This window comes from Acidithrix sp. C25 (assembly GCF_904848545.2).
The window spans coordinates 31,657-47,737 of sequence record NZ_CAJHCI020000002.1 but is presented as its reverse complement, the minus strand read 5'-3'; the positions used below and the strand labels follow the sequence as shown (position 1 = coordinate 47,737).

Sequence of the window (16,081 nt, the reverse complement as noted above, 5' to 3'; positions counted from 1 at the left end):
CAATTGGATCATGGCTAATGCTGAATTAATGGAAAAGATTGTAAGCCTCTGCAAGAGACGCGGGTTTATATACCCGTCAGCGGAGATATATGGTGGATTTCGTTCCACCTACGACTATGGCCCCCTCGGGGTCGCGATGTTGCGTAATGTCAAGAACCAATGGTGGCATGCCATGGTGGAGCGCAGACGAGATGTGGTTGGCCTTGACGCCTCTATCTTGTCCACGCCAAAGATTTGGGAGGCTTCGGGTCACCTTGCGAATTTTACCGATCCTTTGGTGGATTGTCGTAAATGTAAGGAGAGATGGCGCGCCGATCATATAGATGGCGTCTGTCCCAACTGTGGATCTAGCGACTTGACCCCATCACGCGAATTCAATATGATGTTCAAGACTCATGCGGGTCCGGTCGAGTCAGATGGATCGGTCGCATACCTGCGCCCTGAGACGGCCCAAGGGATGTTCATAAACTTTGCGAATGTTCTCACAACCTCTCGAAAGCGGCCTCCTTTTGGTATAGCTCAGGTGGGGAAGAGCTTTCGCAATGAGATAACGCCTGGGAATTTTGTCTTTCGAACTCGTGAATTTGAACAGATGGAGATGGAGTTTTTCGTTCCGCCTAACGAGGCTCAAACCTGGTTTGAATATTGGTATCAAGAGCGCTTTGCATGGTATCAAGAAAATGGCATACCGAGCGAAATGTTACGCCTACGCCATCACGAAAAAGAGGAACTGTCTCACTACAGCGCTGGAACCGTAGATATTGAGTTTGATTTTCCTTGGGGATGGGGTGAGCTAGAGGGCATCGCCAACCGTACCGACTTTGACCTCAAATCACACCAAAGCGCTTCGGGGGAGAAACTGGAATATTTCGACCAGGTAACAAACAGTCGTTATACTCCCTATGTCATCGAACCTGCTGCTGGTGCGACCCGGGCTATGATGGCCTTTTTGATTGCTTCATACCGAGAAGATGAAGTCGAAGGCGAAGTCCGCGTGGTACTTGGTCTTCACCCTAAAATTGCTCCTATTCAGGTTGCAATCCTGCCGTTGATGAGAAAGGCGCCCTTGATGGAGAAGGCGGGGTCGATCTTCTCAGCTCTTTCGGATAGATTTCTCTGCGACTATGACGACACTCAATCAATAGGAAAACGATATCGACGCCAGGACGAAGTTGGAACACCAGTCTGTCTAACTGTCGATTTTGATTCACTCGAGGATGATACAGTTACATTGAGAGATCGTGATTCGACTAGCCAAATTAGAGCCAAGGTGTCGGATTTGCCGAGTGAGATCGATAAGTTATTTAGCGCTTTTGAGAGATGATTCTTTGAATGCGTATCGTTTTGGCGTCTTTTATTTTGATGGCGCTTTAGCTTCGTAATACCTTATTTTGGAGCTTACGAGATGATATTTATCGTTGACCATAAATCGTTGACCATAAATCGTTGACCACAATGAATCGCACAACTGAAGCTTTATATGGATTTTGTAATCTCCGGTGATCTTTGATCTCCGGAGATTCCTCATTAGGGTGGTAAATTGGCTGATTGAAACGCTTTTTATGAAAATCAATTCGCACTTTCAGCCAAGGTAGAAGTTGTGTCATCGCATATTTTAAAGCAGTATGGATATATATAGTAGTCAAATTGTATACATTGAAAAATCACCCTTATGGGTGATGATTTTTTACTATCTATTTGACAAAGTTAGTTAGCATAGAGTTGCTATGAATTTTGTTTTTGACTTTGATTTTCACCATGCTAAAGCGCCTAGGGATATGCGAGATCTTTTGGGTGGCAAGGGCGCCAATCTCGCCGAGATGACTTCGGTACTCAAGCTTCCAGTGCCCCCAGGCTTTACGATATCGACACAGGCTTGTCGTGAATATATGCACTCTGGATGGATCCCACAATTTGACCTTGAGATAGATGCAGCGCTTGGTCGTCTCGAGGACAAGATGAAAAAGCGAATCGGAGATCCAACAAATCCACTACTGGTCTCGGTGCGTTCTGGAGCAAAGTTTTCAATGCCTGGGATGATGGATACAGTCTTGAACCTAGGGCTTAACGATATAAGTGTCGGTGGTCTGCACGATCAAACACAAGACGAACGCTTTGCCTACGACTCCTATCGACGGTTTATTCAGATGTATGGTCGAATCGTCTTGGGTGTCAAAGGCGAGGTCTTTGATGATCTTTTCGATGCGGCAAAGGATTTGGCGAGTGCGCGTTCGGATTCGCAGGTACCAACAGTTTTGTTATCCTACTTGGTGAACTCATATAAAGAAATCGTACTTCGATATGTAGGAGCTGCCTTCCCTCAGGATCCCAAAGAGCAATTGCGGGGGGCAATTGAGGCGGTATTTCGTTCATGGAACGGCGAGCGTGCGATCGCCTATCGACAACGGGAGGGAATTCCCGACGACTTGGGTACTGCGGTGAACGTCCAGACGATGGTATTTGGAAATCGTGACGATAACTCAGGGACTGGTGTTGGCTTCACGCGTAATCCATCGACCGGTGAGGCCCTCGCGTATGGTGATTTCTTAGTCAATGCACAGGGTGAAGATGTCGTTGCTGGTGTAAGAAACACGGAGCCTCTTTCGGCCATTGCACAGCGTTTCCCGGTTATAGATAAGGAGCTGCGCGAGATCTTTGGTCGGCTAGAACGTCACTATCGAGATATGTGTGATACAGAGTTTACGATCGAGCAGGGCAAATTATGGATGCTTCAGACTCGCGTGGGAAAGAGAACTGGCTTAGCCGCCCTGAAGATGGCTGTCGATATGACCAATGAACCCGATATCGGCCTATCTCGCGAGGAGGCAGTCCTTCGTATTACCTCGGAACATTTAGACCAGGTATTGCATCCGCAATTTACGACAACTGAGGTCGAGGTTATCGCCAGAGGGCTAGGGGCATCTCCAGGAGCCGCCGTTGGAAAGGCCTACTTTAGTAGTGAAGATGTTATAGCAGCTACTCAAAGGGGTGAACGGGCAATTTTGGTCCGCAAGGAGACCTCGCCTGAGGATGTGAGTGGCATGCTGGCCGCAGAGGGTATAGTCACATCTCGGGGAGGACTTGTCTCTCACGCTGCCGTAGTGGCTAGAGGGTGGGGCAAGCCAGCCATTGTTGGTGTGGATTCGATTCACATTATCGGTCGCTCCTTCGTAGCAAACGGCTTTAGTGTGGTTGAAGGTGACGAGATATCACTAAATGGAACGACCGGCGAGGTGATTCTCGGAGCCGTAGAGGTATCAGTCTCTGAGCCTTCTTTTGAATTTGAGATGATTCTTGGTTGGGCGGATGATATTCGTAAGGGTAAGGTTGCGGTTAGAACTAATGCCGATACCGCTCAAGATGCCGCTAACGCTCGTAAATTTGGAGCTGAAGGTATTGGCCTATGTCGTACTGAGCATATGTTTTTAGCTGAGGATAGGCTTCCGATCGTCCGAAGGATGATTTTGGCCGAGACCGAAGCGGATGAGGCAGATGCACTCGAGGAGCTTCGGATTGCGCAAAGGATCGATTTTCGGGAGATCCTGCTCGCCATGGATACTTTGCCAGTTACGGTTCGCCTTCTCGATCCTCCCCTTCATGAGTTTTTGCCTGACACAGAGTTTTTGGCGATCAAAGAGGCTTCGATTGGTCTAACCGAAGAAGAAGGGCGGCTCTACAAGGCAGCTCGCGCTTGGAGAGAGGTCAATCCAATGCTGGGCACGAGAGGCGTTCGCCTAGGGGTTATGAAGCCGGGACTCTATAGCATGCAGGTTAGAGCTTTGATTGAGGCGGCTCGAGATTTGGCCGACAATGGATTTCACCCCAATGTCGAGATAATGATCCCTCTGACAGTCGCTAGGGCAGAGCTTGAGCTAGCTCGTTCGTGGGTTGAAGATGCAATCTCTTCCGAAGGTGACTTTGGAGATGTGGCTATTTCTATTGGGACTATGATTGAGACTCCAAGAGCAGCCATTTGTGCCAACGAAATAGCACAGGTCGCTGAGTTTTTCTCTTTTGGTACGAACGACCTAACGCAGATGACTTTTGGCTTTTCTCGTGATGACGTCGAAGGCAAAATGATGGCGACTTACATAGATCAGGGCTTGCTTCCGTCCAACCCCTTCAAAAGTCTAGACGGTGATGGAGTTGGGGAATTAGTGAGAATTGGTATCGCCAAAGGAAGGCAGGGCCGTCCGTCTCTAAAGGTGGGGATATGCGGAGAACACGGTGGTGATCCCGCATCAATCGATATCCTCGTAGATGCTGGCGTGGATTACGTCTCATGTTCACCATTTAGGGTGCCAATTGCACGTTTGGCAGCCGCACAAGCCGTCCTTCGCCATGGCGTGAGCGATAAATAGTATTATTTTCGCGGAATCGATTCAATGATTTGGTGATAGTAATCCCGCTTGAGTGTTTGTGGGATTGACTCTAGAGCATAAAGCCCAAATTAATGTCTTTTATATCACCTCCAAAGATCCCAAGGCGGGATCTTTGGAGTATTTTTAGGAGACCTCTCATCTATTCTTAAACGTCATTTCGCGTATATCATGAGATTTGAGGCGTAAATTGGAATCGCTCGGACATCCTTTTGAGCGTTGAACGAATAGCTATCTTGTAATTTGAGGGTTCAATTTGTGCCAGTGGATCTGTTACTGTGCGATGGAGTCAATATCGACTTCGCCATGTGCGCTTTGAATAGTTTGGATGAGTTCCGATACGCTTGATCCCATCCCTCCTACTATCGTCCGGAAGCCGTTTTCCTCGAGGAGTTCTTTTGTAATTAGGGCCGATGGTCTTGCTTTTGGATTTGTTACAGACAGTACAACAAAGTCCGGCTTGTCGGTTTTGGCAAAATCGACTAAATCTTGCATTGGTACCTGTGAACCAAGGTGTTGAACGAGCCAGTGGTGAAAACGGAGAGAGGCGGTCGCCATCATAGAGGGTAATTCATGTTCGTCTCCCACGGGTGTGGTTACTACTACTTTACCGTGCGGTCGTCCTCGTCGTTGATATGATGCGGTCTCTAGAATATGGCAGCAAATCCTACTTGCCCTGTGCTCTACGGCGACTGAAAGGCAGCCCGTAGTCCATTCTTGGCCAATTTCATATAGAGCAGGAGCCATCATCTTTTCGATTGCCTCTACGATATCGAGCCCTCCAACCAACAGTCTCTCAAACTGATCTTTGGCATTTGAAGCGCTACCTGTGATCAGGTTGGTGTAGAAGTGTTGAGATAGGACTTCCCAATCTCGAACTTTTGTAACCTCGGGCGGTGGGATTGGAGAATATCGAGCGTCTCTGAATGCCGCTAGGTCGCTTTTGTGAACTCGATAGCGAGTCCCTACCTTCTCCGCCTTGAGGACGCCTTCTCGAATCCAACGGTAAGCCGTCTGGTAATGCACACCTAATATCTCTGCTGCATCCGCCAATTCAACGTATTGCGTCATCACATTCAATTCTACTTTTCAAATGAGTTTTCGCCATGACCTCAAAGTTCATTTGCAGCCATACGACTTTTGATCTTCAGGATGAATACATCAAAATAAAGATCCATTTTTTGTACTGGGTCCTCATCAATGATCGCCCTTATTGTCCTAGTCGTCGGCAGTAAAGTTCGATCTAGGTAGGTTAACTTTTGCTGCTGTTTCAAACTATGGAGTTAATTTTACAAAATTATAACTATAAAAATAGCCAGATTACAGCGTTAGTTGTGACGCAAAGTGAAATTTCTGAATTTTATCTGAATTCGATGGGGTCCGTTTCCAATCTCTTGCTTTGATCGGATTTGAACGCTGCGTCGGCTTCGAAGTTGAAGAGGTCTTATTCTTGGTTTTTGGATTTATAAAACAGTTTTATTTCCTTGGCGTAGACCTCCAATCGATAGCCGAGTGTTCTTTGTAGTCCAAGTTGCTTGCCTACTATTTTGTGCGGTATCTGGAATTGATAGATGCGACAATGGGGTCGAATGTCACAGCTATTTTATGAGTGATGATAACTTCAATGCCTTTCGCATAGACTCATCGGTGTGAGCTAGATTTTGTTTATAAGGTACAAAAGTGTGCCAAGTCACATGGCTTGTGCTCGTATCGTGTCGTATTCATCTTTGTGTGGACCTTTAAAATAGAGTTGCTCCCCTTGTCTGCGGTAGGTGATTTTCTTTGTGCGACTGGGCGTCAACCTGATCTCTTGAAAGCGGTTTTTAGTGTCAATTCCATCCTCTGAAGTGACTGCTGTGTTAGAACGCGTCGACCTGATTGGTTTGGTCTCCGAACACGTGCCTTTGCGTAGAGTCGGGAACCGTTTCGTCGGACTGTGTCCCTTTCACTCTGAGTCCACGCCGTCGTTTTCAGTAAATCCAAAATTAGGCGTTTATTACTGTTTTGGTTGCCAGGTTTCTGGCGATGCAATCTCGTTCGTGCGCTCGATAGAGAAGCTCGATTTCGCAGACGCAGTGGAATATCTCGCTAATCGTGTTGGTATCTCGATAAGTCGTGATTCGGGGGAGGACTCTAAGGCCAAAGGTCGCCTAAAGGTGTTGCGTGAGACGATAAGTAGAGCCAAGGAGTTTTTCGTCGCAAATTTGAATGACGGACCTAACTCTAAGATTGCTATTGACTATTTGGAGAGCCGAGGCATCTCTGCCAAGCTCAGAGATAGATTTCAAATCGGATTGTCCCCAGGTGATTCTCTTGCACTTTCTAGATTCCTAGGAGTCTCTAATGGCCTCTTTAGTGCCAGTGGCTTAGGGTTTGTTGACTCTTATGGCCATCAAAGAGATATGTTTTCGGGAAGGATAGTCTTCCCGATCTTTGATCAATCGAATAATCCTGTGGCCTTTGGAGGAAGGGTTATCCCTGGAGTTGAATACCGTGGAGAATCCGAGCCTGCTAAATATAAAAACTCACCTGAAACCGATCACTATGCCAAAAGGCGTACCTTGTATGGCCTGAATCTATCAAAATCTGAGATAGTACATAAGGATATGGCGATTATATGTGAGGGGTATACAGATGTCGTTGCATTCTTCAAGGTAGGTCTTGAAGTGGCTGTGGCTACGTGTGGTACTGCCTTGACGGAGGAGCACCTCGATCGCCTTAAGAACTTCTCTAAAAATATTGTTTTAGCCTTTGATGGTGATAAGGCTGGGGCGAGTGCAACCGAGCGGATATACGAATGGGAACGTAGATTTGGTTTAAATGTAAGGGTGGCTAGCTTTCCCGACGGGGAAGACCCAGCATCACTTTCGCTCTCATCGCCGGATCTCCTGAGAAAGGCGATCGAAGAGGCTCAGCCATTTTTATCCTTTAGACTCAGGCGATTCTTTAAAGATAGTGATTTAAAGTCAATCGAGGGGCGGGTGAGTACGAGTAATGGCGCCATCAATATTATCTCTGAGCATCCCAATCCTCTTATTCGAGGGCAGTATCTGATGATGATAGCTGACGCTTGTCGGCTAGAGGTTAAAGATTTAGAGCGGCGACTCGAGAGAACTGTGCGTGCTCGCCGTTCACATAGCGAACCAAGTCAGGAACTTGTCAAAGGTGTAAATCAACCAATGGTTTCCCCAGTTCAGCCTCAAGACGACGCCAATGTTGATCTGGCCCCTTTGTCTGAGGATGATTTTGATCAACTTTCTTCGACACTGCCGCCGCGTTATTCTTTGAGCGAACTCCTAGATGGTGAATTTAGACCATACAATGAAGCGATTAGAGCATTGATCGCAAATCCCACAGATTTGGGCGACTATATGCCTCCATTTTTATTTACCCATCCGATACACCTGGAGTTGCGTGAATATTTGACTACATCGAATGGCCTGGAACTACGCCACCAGAGCGATCTTCCCCTAAGCGAAACCGCACGTAGCCTAATGGCTCGACTTTCAGTTGTTCCCTCGGAGATGGATGAGGTCGGTGTGATAGCTCAACTACTCGAACTCCACTGTGATCGCACGGTCGAGGGACTCCTTCGTCGGATCAGAAGAATGGCTCAATCGGGGAACGAGGATGATTTGGTCCTGTTGGAGATCTCTTCGACTATGGCTTTTATTAGGTCAGAGCGAGCGAAATTGCGGGACTCGCTCACTCTTGATGAGGCAGTTGGGACTTTACTGCGATATTTTTGGGAGAATGAGGTGCCAGAGTGAACTCCTTGGCAACCAATTGCAACTCAAGCAATCTTGGGCGAGTCGGGACTTTCAAATGACCGATATGAATACTACCTCAAAGTCCTCCCTTGAATCGGATATCTCCTTGCGTGACTATTTGAAAGAGATATCGAAATATCCACTTTTGAATTCTGAAGAGGAGCTGGAACTGGCCAGTCGGATCGATGCTCGGACTCTAGCGCTGGTTCGCCTTGAAGCCAATGAGCCCCTCGAAGGTGATCAAGAGCTTATAAAACTTGGTGATTTGGCTAAGTTGAAACTTACCAACTCCAATCTTCGATTGGTGGTGTCGATAGCTAAACGTTATCGCTATCGAGGTCTCTCGTTCTTAGACCTTATCCAAGAGGGCAATATTGGGTTGATGCGGGCTGCTGAGAAGTTCGATTACCGAAAGGGCTTTAGGTTTTCGACTTACGCCACTTGGTGGATCAAACAAGCTATTGTTCGATCCATAGGTGAGCAGAAGGGTAATATCCGGATCCCACAGCATATCCTCGACGATCTAAATTTGATTACAAGAATTAAAGGCACTCTAAAGCAGGAGTTGGCTCGGGATCCAACGATGCCGGAGCTGGCGCGTGCTTGTCAGATGCCCCTCGAACATATCGTCGATCTCCTAAACATCAAGTCGGACTCCATCTCGTTGGATCAGAATTTAAAGTCAGACTCCGAAGGGGAAGTCACCTTGATGGACATGATTGAAGATGAGTCATCGGCGAGTCGCTATCTTGGTGTTGAGCAGGAGGATATTAGGGGGCGCTTACGTCATGCCTTGGATGAATTGGGCGATAAAGAGAGGGAAGTTCTTTCGCTTAAGTATGGTCTTGGCTCTGCAGCAGTTCCCATTCGTGACGACGAGATTGCTCGACTAATGGGTGTGTCGAAGGAACGGATTCATCAAATTGAGTCACGTGCTATGCGTAGGGTGAAATTTGGAAATTCCGCGGAAGAACTTCGAGGTCTGATAGACCTTTAACCCTCGAGCTACGATGACTGACCGTTGGTGGATGGTTGGTAACTCGGAGCCCAGGCGAAATTATCTCATAATGTATTTTGAGTGTATTGAAGTTGGGTTCAGCGTGCTAAATTGTAAAGGTACCTTTCCGGGGTAGCTCAATTGGCAGAGCACGCGGCTGTTAACCGCGGTGTTGAGAGTTCGAGTCTCTCCCCCGGAGCTTTTTATTTTTCGAGGTCGTAGATACTTTTTTTGAGCTTGGCAATTGCCAAGCTCAACTTTTATTGCGATTCTTCTTCGGGTTGACGCAAAGCCAACTTTTTCCTCAGGGTTATAGATCCAAGGTATTGACCAATTGGGGCGTTTGTTTGTTTTAAGTGCAATTATCGCTAAAGCCAATGCGAAAGATTTGTCTCGCTCGTGGATTTAATGGCTCTTGGATAAAATAGCAATCGGTTCAAGTGATAATTGCGAAATGGGTATGTGAAGTATGTTTGACGTCTCTTCGATCTTGTCGGTCATGCCAGACAGGAAAGCTCCAAGGATATGTTTTGTCTGCGCTGGAAATATCTGTCGGTCACCTATGGCGGAGTTTGTAGCAGTTAATGTCGCTCTCGACCATGGCATGAGTGCTCAAATCTCTAGTGCTGGGACTGGATCCTGGCATATCGGTCAAGATGCAGATCCTAGGGCACATGAAGCACTTTCACGAAAGGGCTACAGCTCGCATCGCCATAGCGCATCTAAGTTCGAACCTAATAAGTCAAGGGACCTGGATCTAATTGTGGCCCTGGATAACGAGAATTACGACTTTTTGCGTCGGCTAAGTTCCAAGAGATCTTGGAAGGCTGAACTTGTCATGTTACGTTACTTTGATCCGATGCTAAGCGGCCTTCATTGGGAGCCTTCGCATGAGTTCGATGTGCCAGATCCTTATTTAGGCGATAGCTCAAGTTTCGACGAAAGCCTTGCTATGATTGAACGTTCGATCATCTCTTTATTCGAAAAGCTTGCTAGCCGCTTAAGCCAATTAATAATAAGTGCAACTCTTTTGATAGGCCATTACCCTAAGCCTGAATCCACAGAAATGGACCAGCTTGAGCCCTTCGGTGTGACTCTGAGTCGGTTTTTTGGAACTGATTTAGGTTTGACGGAGGGTCTATGGCTTAAATCTGGTTTCAGAGTGCCAAATATGACCTATTCGCTTTGTGATTGAGCCTTTTTGGTCATTTTTGAGATTCTGAAATCTCATTTTGGGTATAGTGACCTAATCCCTTGTCTTCTAGAGCAGTTCCTTCAAGTAATATTCAGTGTGTTAGGTAACCAGATGTTCAGGTGATGGCGATCTCAAACTTTCTGATCCGATCAAGAGCCTCTAAGAACTTATCCTTATAGTGCCAGTGTTCTTCAAGATGGAGTATTACTTTTCTAGCTGAACGAGTGATATGTCCTGCGATCTGAAAGTAACACCGTCGAAGCTTTGGTGTGGTGATAACAGTTTCTGTAATAGCACCTATTCGCGCCAGGTTGTGCAGTTGCACCGTGCCAGGTTGTGTGCAGTTGCACCGTGCCAGGTTGTGTGCACTTGCACCGTGCCAGGTTGTGTGCACTTGCACCGTGCCAGGTTGTGTGCACTTGCACCGTGCCAGGTTGTGTGCAGTTGCACCGTGCCAGGTTGTGTGCAGTTGCACCAATGGCTAATTAGACCAGAACTAACCAAACGGCATTAGCGTTCATGTATCTGGATGGAACATGATTCCATCTAGAACCTCCTTTGAGATCCTTGATGACTAGTTCGATCTGGGCATGTGCTCGGTGATCAGCCTCAAGGAAAAGCGTTTCGCCTTGTCGATCGGTAATAAATGCGTGATAGTCATAGTCACTAAATAGTGCCAGCTGAGACCCTGGAGTAGGCTTTGTTCTTCCTACGATAAGACGAACGTCTTGTCTATCTCTTGCAAATGCGCGATATTTCCCTGTATTTCCCTGTATTCAACTTCGGCTACATCAGCTCCACCTTCAAGCCAGTAGGGAATTGAAGTCCAGGCATCCTCTTGGATATCGGAGATGATACCTTTTAGTCTCTTGGACATCCGTGTTGTAATGCAAATGCGAACATCACCCGCACTAGCTGCGTCTCTAACGGCTCTTGAGTAGAACCCAGAGTCAAAACGCATGGTTATTTCACCAGTTGCTCCAGCGGCTCTGGCATTGTTGATTACCTGGGTTACAAACTCCCCGGCACCACGAGCGGTATTGGCGTTGCCTTCACGTGTCACTATTCCAAGAATGTCACCTGTTTTACCAACAGCTGCTAGGTGTGGGTGATACCCCCTTAGGTTGGTATAACCAAAGTAAGCTCCTTCTTTTTTGTTTCCATATACCTGACATATCGTGGAATCAACATCAATGGTGAGTGACTCATCACCTGGACCTACTCCAGCTAGCCAGGCTCGTTCTAGCAACAAAGCTGCAACTCGTTCAACATCTGCGATGTCACTGGTCTCAAAACTACGCAAGAAGACACCGAACCTAGATGGTGCTGGCATTATCTGACCAAGAATCACTTGCGCATTTGGGCTTTCAAGGATTGCAGTGTCATCAATGCAATCACCACCGGCCAAGATAGATGCGACGATAGCCATAGCTTTTCTGCCAACATTTGCTCGTCCAGGACGATCCTCTAGGTCAATGTGTAAATCAAAGAGATCCCTAAGGCCAAGTCTCTCAGCAAGGGTGATAGGGAGTATTAACCCACTGTTGGAAACTGCGTTCGAATCGTCAAAGGTGACTATCAAACACTCTAAAGCACTAGCAGATGCTCGCATCTAAAAGGTGCTCCTTGAACTGATAGATTTGAAGTGTCTTCAAACATCATTCTACCAGTTCAGAGCACCTTTTCTATGCCAAAATCAAAGTTGAGCGGCTAAATTTTCGGTGGATCCAGGCTAAGTGTGACATTGGCTCACCTTTGCTAACTTCAAGAAACTCAAATTCTAAAAGAGGTTGAAGTTCTAAAATGGCTACCAGCCGCTTCTAAGAGACCTTTCTTGTGAATATTTTCATGGGCCATCGGCTCTAAATTGGTTATTTCTGAGCTGGTAGTGCGAATCTGGGCATTTGGAAGACCTCTGCATTCGTACTGGCTTGTCGTTGTCTATTTTTACACAGCGCCAAATTGTTAAATGGCAAATAATTCCTTTGTAATTGGGCTATGGTGAGACTTAGGAGAGCTTTCATTCTCAGGATGATGAGCTGAATTATTTTTTTAGAAGGTGCTCTATGAAGCTTGGTTTACAAATGGGATATTGGGGATCAAAGGCGCCAAGTGGCGCTCTTGAATTAGTGAAAGAAGCAGAGGCACTGGGGTACGATTCTGTCTGGACTGCTGAGGCTTATGGCTCTGATGCGCTGACCCCTCTCGCCTGGTGGGGTTCACATACCTCAAAGATCAAGCTGGGTACGGCGATTATGCAACTGAGTGCTCGGACTCCAACGGCTGCGGCTATGGCGGCAATAACTCTGGACTACCTCTCTGATGGTCGGTTCATTATGGGAGTTGGCGCTAGTGGCCCGCAAGTCGTTGAAGGTTGGTATGGAGCTCCATATCCCAAACCGTTGGCACGCACTAAAGAATATGTAGAGATCGTACGATCGGTTTTGAGGCGCGAAGGACCGGTCTCCTATGATGGTGAGTTCTATCAACTTCCATATGGAGGCGGAGAAGGTCTTGGAAAGGCTTTGAAGTCCACGGTTCATCCGCTGCGTGGCGATCTTCCTATCTTTTTAGCAGCGGAGGGCCCCAAGAATGTTTCACTGGCGGCACAAATTGCTGATGGTTGGTTTCCTTTTTGGTTTTCCCCAAAGAGCAATGATTTTTACTCATTGGCTCTTCAGGATGGATTTAAAGCTCGTGGCGAGGCATATGACTCTAGCAAGTTTGAAGTTATTTGTCCTATGCCCATTGTGATCAACGACGATATCGAAAAAGCCGCCGATGCCATTAGGCCCATGATTGCACTTTACATAGGTGGAATGGGCGCCAAGGCGAAGAACTTCCACGCTGATGTCTTCGTGAGGATGGGATACGAAGCTGAGTGTGCTCGTATTCAGGACCTATTTTTAGCTGGAGCTAAAGGTGAGGCTATGGCATCGATTCCTATGACGATGATCGAAGATGTGGCATTGATTGGTCCTAAGGATAAGATTCGACATGATCTCGAACGATGGAAGGAGACGGTAATAACTACCGTGGTCACAGGCGGCGATATTGACTCGCTCCGGACTCTAGCCGAGCTTATCCTTTAGCGCGATCAATCAATCAATTTCTTGAGATACCTCTATCGCACCTCTTTATCGAGGTTAGATAGAGGTATCAGTCGCTCATATTGTAAATGTTTAGCTACCTATCGATCTTTGGCCATCAGGCGTTTTGTTGGTTTGTTGTAATGATTATTTTGTGGTTTCATTTTTCCTATGGCGCCTTTTTAGGCGCCTTTTATTGCTTATAGTCCATTGAAATGAGTTCATCGTAAGGGCGGTGTCCCCTAAGGCATTTTGATAAGGGCGGCGATTGCCTTTGCAGAAGGGATGATCTGTAGTGTTCTAGCCCCATTATCATAAATGTAATTGAAGCGCCGGGCAAGAGTGAAGCGATCTTTGAGATCCAGGGTTCGCAGGTGACCCCAATGACTGGATATCCGCCCGTAGTGGGGGAGTCTCTCATCATGATGATCATCTCTCCAGAGGGCGTCACTTGAATGGCTCCGCAAGCCATAGGTTTCGATCGATCCAAATTGCTAATTGGCCTAAGTGCTAGATCTGGCATGAGGCGGATTCCTACTCGTGATATCTTCGATGAGATGGTAAATCGATTGTTGAGAAAACGCTCCGTAGTTTCGTCCGAGAAATATTTAATATCTGGACCTAGCATCACCGGAACTGATAACTCTTTTGATGTTGCCGTTTGGTTCATCTCAATATGGTCAAAGATGGTATTTTTTTTATTAATCTTTATATACAAAAGGTCATTTGAGCTAAGGGTCGGACCTATTTCACTAAGCGAATCAAATGAGGTAGATCCAAGCGTCCTATCACAGGCAAAGCCACCGGCAATGGAGAGGTAGACGTAGGCACTGTCTCCGCGATTTGAAATATGGAATACGTTGTTTTCATTAAGAGCCAATGTCGTATTGATAGGAACTTCATGGTTGTCGATTCTAAGGGTAGCTCCCTGTCCCACGACTGCCACATAGGCGCTTTTGGTGACCTTTACTTGAAGTGTTGATCCTATAGGAATCTCGATCGACGTTGCTTTGACCGGGTCATTGCCCAAAATCAAGTTTGACAAGCTAAAGGCTGATCGATCCATAGCCCCTGAGTTGGATATACCCAGATGGTTGAGGCCGAATCTCCCTAGATCCTGGAAGGATGGGTTACCAATGCTCTGTGTTACTACTCCAAATCGAAGGAGATTTTTGCCCGACGGAACTAGCTGGATATCGTCAGTATCAATTGGAGAGCTGTTTACGGTTATGGGTTTTGACTCGACCTCCTTGAAGGTGACTGTGTCACCTCGATGTAGTGCCATTGGAGGGTTATTTCGGATATCGAAGAATGAACTGGTCGCAGATCCGATTACGTTCCATCCGCCTGGGGTGGCAAGTGGATATATCCCCAGATATTTGCCGCCAATCGCCAGAGATCCTTTTGGCAGCTTTGTTCTCGGACTCTCGCGACGTTGAATATGAAATTTAGAACCTAGGCCATCTAGATAGACAAAGCCTGGGGCGAATCCAAGGTGAGCCACCTTGAAAGTGCTACTTGATAGTTCATCTCTAAGCTCGACAATGCTTGATTTAGAGCGTTCAAGGACCTCTTTTAGATCAAAGCCAGTGAGCTCGAATTCGATCTCGTGACTTTGCCCAACTTTAGAGATCTGCCAAACCTTATCGGTCACCTCAGAGAGTCCATGCAGATATTCGACTACCTTATTAGGGCAAGTTGATATGGTATCGAATTTTACAAGTACCTCGTAGCTCGTTGCGATTACATCGATCAACCAAGGGGGACGATCATGTAGAAGCCGCTCTTCAAAGTTAAAGGCTCTGTCGCTCGTTACGAGGAATGCGGCGTTTCCATAGGGCTCAACTCCTAACAAAAGGACTCGATAGGTATTTTGGCTTCGCGCAAGCGATCGCGTAAGTTTCGAGCCGCATCTATTGAAGCCGGGTTATCTCCATGGATACAGATCGAGTCGACCTCCAAGGAGATCTGATCGCCACTATCACTTGTAACTTGTCTCTTTGATGCCATCAGATATCCCTGAGTTGCTATCTCGAGCGGTTTCTCTAAGACCGCGTTTTCGTGACTTCTTGGCTTCAATGAACCATCTATCTGGTATCTTCGATCACTGAAGCCTTCTTGGAAGTACCTAACGCCGCGATCGTTTGCTCTTTTAGCTAGTGCACCCCTTGGCTGACCTAAGATTGCAAGGTTGGGATCGAAGTTTTCAATTGCCTCTAAAAACCAGTCAGCTATCTCGCTCTCGTTAAACATGTCGTTATAAAGCGCCCCGTGTGCTTTGACGTATGAGATCTTGACCTCCAACTGGTCGCAAAGCTTCTTCAAATAATGGAGCTGATCGGTGATCGTTTCTCTTAGTTCATTTTGTTTCAAATCAATCGTTCTCCGTCCGAAGTTCAATCGATCAGGGTATGAAGGGTGTGCTCCAACTGTTACGTTGTTATGCTTTGCAAGCGCCAACGCGCTCGAGAGTGATTCTAAATTTCCACCGTGGCCTCCGCATGCGATGTTGACGCTGGTCATAAGAGGAATTAAGATCGCATCGTTACTACAGGGTATATCATTTATGGTCTCACCGACGTCTGCGTTTAAATCCACATGGGTGAGTCTATCGGGAGTAATCTATTGATTTTTAGATTAACGACCCTGCT

The 16,081-nt window shown here is 46.8% G+C and carries 11 protein-coding genes and 1 tRNA gene; 7 read left to right on the top strand and 5 right to left on the bottom strand.

Translation table 11 applies throughout. The features are described from left to right. Positions 1–10: 10 nt before the first annotated feature. On the top strand, positions 11–1,324 hold the full coding sequence (locus ACIDITHRIX25_RS93515; protein WP_152626083.1) for a glycine--tRNA ligase: 1,314 nt from the start codon (positions 11–13) through the stop codon (positions 1,322–1,324). Between the two features lie 403 nt (positions 1,325–1,727). Further along, positions 1,728–4,361, top strand: coding sequence for a pyruvate, phosphate dikinase (gene ppdK / locus ACIDITHRIX25_RS93510; RefSeq protein ID WP_052606373.1), 2,634 nt, complete (start codon positions 1,728–1,730; stop codon positions 4,359–4,361). 291 nt (positions 4,362–4,652) lie between these two features. On the opposite strand, the gene ACIDITHRIX25_RS93505 is transcribed toward ppdK, so the two are convergent. Continuing rightward, positions 4,653–5,450 (bottom strand): helix-turn-helix domain-containing protein, encoded by a 798-nt coding sequence (locus ACIDITHRIX25_RS93505; protein ID WP_052606374.1) that lies wholly within the window; start codon positions 5,448–5,450, stop codon positions 4,653–4,655. A gap of 755 nt (positions 5,451–6,205) precedes the next feature. On the opposite strand from ACIDITHRIX25_RS93505, the gene dnaG reads away from it, so the two are divergent. From dnaG to ACIDITHRIX25_RS93485, 4 genes are all read left to right on the top strand, one after another. Beyond that, positions 6,206–8,149 carry a DNA primase gene (gene dnaG, locus ACIDITHRIX25_RS93500; protein ID WP_052606375.1) on the top strand — a complete coding sequence of 648 codons (1,944 nt, stop codon included), beginning with the start codon at positions 6,206–6,208 and terminating at the stop codon, positions 8,147–8,149. A gap of 55 nt (positions 8,150–8,204) precedes the next feature. Next, on the top strand, positions 8,205–9,146 hold the full coding sequence (locus ACIDITHRIX25_RS93495) for a sigma-70 family RNA polymerase sigma factor (protein ID WP_160291857.1): 942 nt from the start codon (positions 8,205–8,207) through the stop codon (positions 9,144–9,146). Between the two features lie 126 nt (positions 9,147–9,272). Further along, a tRNA-Asn gene (locus tag ACIDITHRIX25_RS93490) sits at positions 9,273–9,345 on the top strand. Positions 9,346–9,615: 270 nt separating this feature from the next. Then, positions 9,616–10,341, top strand: a complete 726-nt coding sequence (locus ACIDITHRIX25_RS93485; RefSeq protein ID WP_201732998.1) for a low molecular weight protein-tyrosine-phosphatase — start codon at positions 9,616–9,618, stop codon at positions 10,339–10,341. 115 nt (positions 10,342–10,456) lie between these two features. On the opposite strand, the gene ACIDITHRIX25_RS93480 is transcribed toward ACIDITHRIX25_RS93485, so the two are convergent. Then, positions 10,457–10,816: a hypothetical protein gene (locus ACIDITHRIX25_RS93480; protein ID WP_201732997.1), complete on the bottom strand. Its 360-nt coding sequence runs from the start codon at positions 10,814–10,816 to the stop codon at positions 10,457–10,459. 234 nt (positions 10,817–11,050) lie between these two features. Then, positions 11,051–11,953 (bottom strand): transposase, encoded by a 903-nt coding sequence (locus tag ACIDITHRIX25_RS93475; RefSeq protein WP_201732996.1) that lies wholly within the window; start codon positions 11,951–11,953, stop codon positions 11,051–11,053. A gap of 454 nt (positions 11,954–12,407) precedes the next feature. On the opposite strand from ACIDITHRIX25_RS93475, the gene ACIDITHRIX25_RS93470 reads away from it, so the two are divergent. Beyond that, a complete protein-coding gene (locus ACIDITHRIX25_RS93470; protein WP_201732995.1) occupies positions 12,408–13,433 on the top strand; it encodes an LLM class F420-dependent oxidoreductase in 1,026 nt (341 codons plus the stop codon). Positions 13,434–13,623: 190 nt separating this feature from the next. Here ACIDITHRIX25_RS93470 and ACIDITHRIX25_RS93465 read toward each other — a convergent pair whose 3' ends face one another. Together ACIDITHRIX25_RS93465 and pxpA are read right to left on the bottom strand one after the other, a co-directional pair. Next, positions 13,624–15,285, bottom strand: coding sequence for a 5-oxoprolinase subunit B/C family protein (locus tag ACIDITHRIX25_RS93465; protein WP_201732994.1), 1,662 nt, complete (start codon positions 15,283–15,285; stop codon positions 13,624–13,626). Further along, positions 15,279–16,028 (bottom strand): 5-oxoprolinase subunit PxpA, encoded by a 750-nt coding sequence (pxpA, locus tag ACIDITHRIX25_RS93460; protein WP_052605324.1) that lies wholly within the window; start codon positions 16,026–16,028, stop codon positions 15,279–15,281. The genes ACIDITHRIX25_RS93465 and pxpA overlap by 7 nt, the downstream gene beginning before the upstream one ends. Positions 16,029–16,081: the final 53 nt, after the last annotated feature.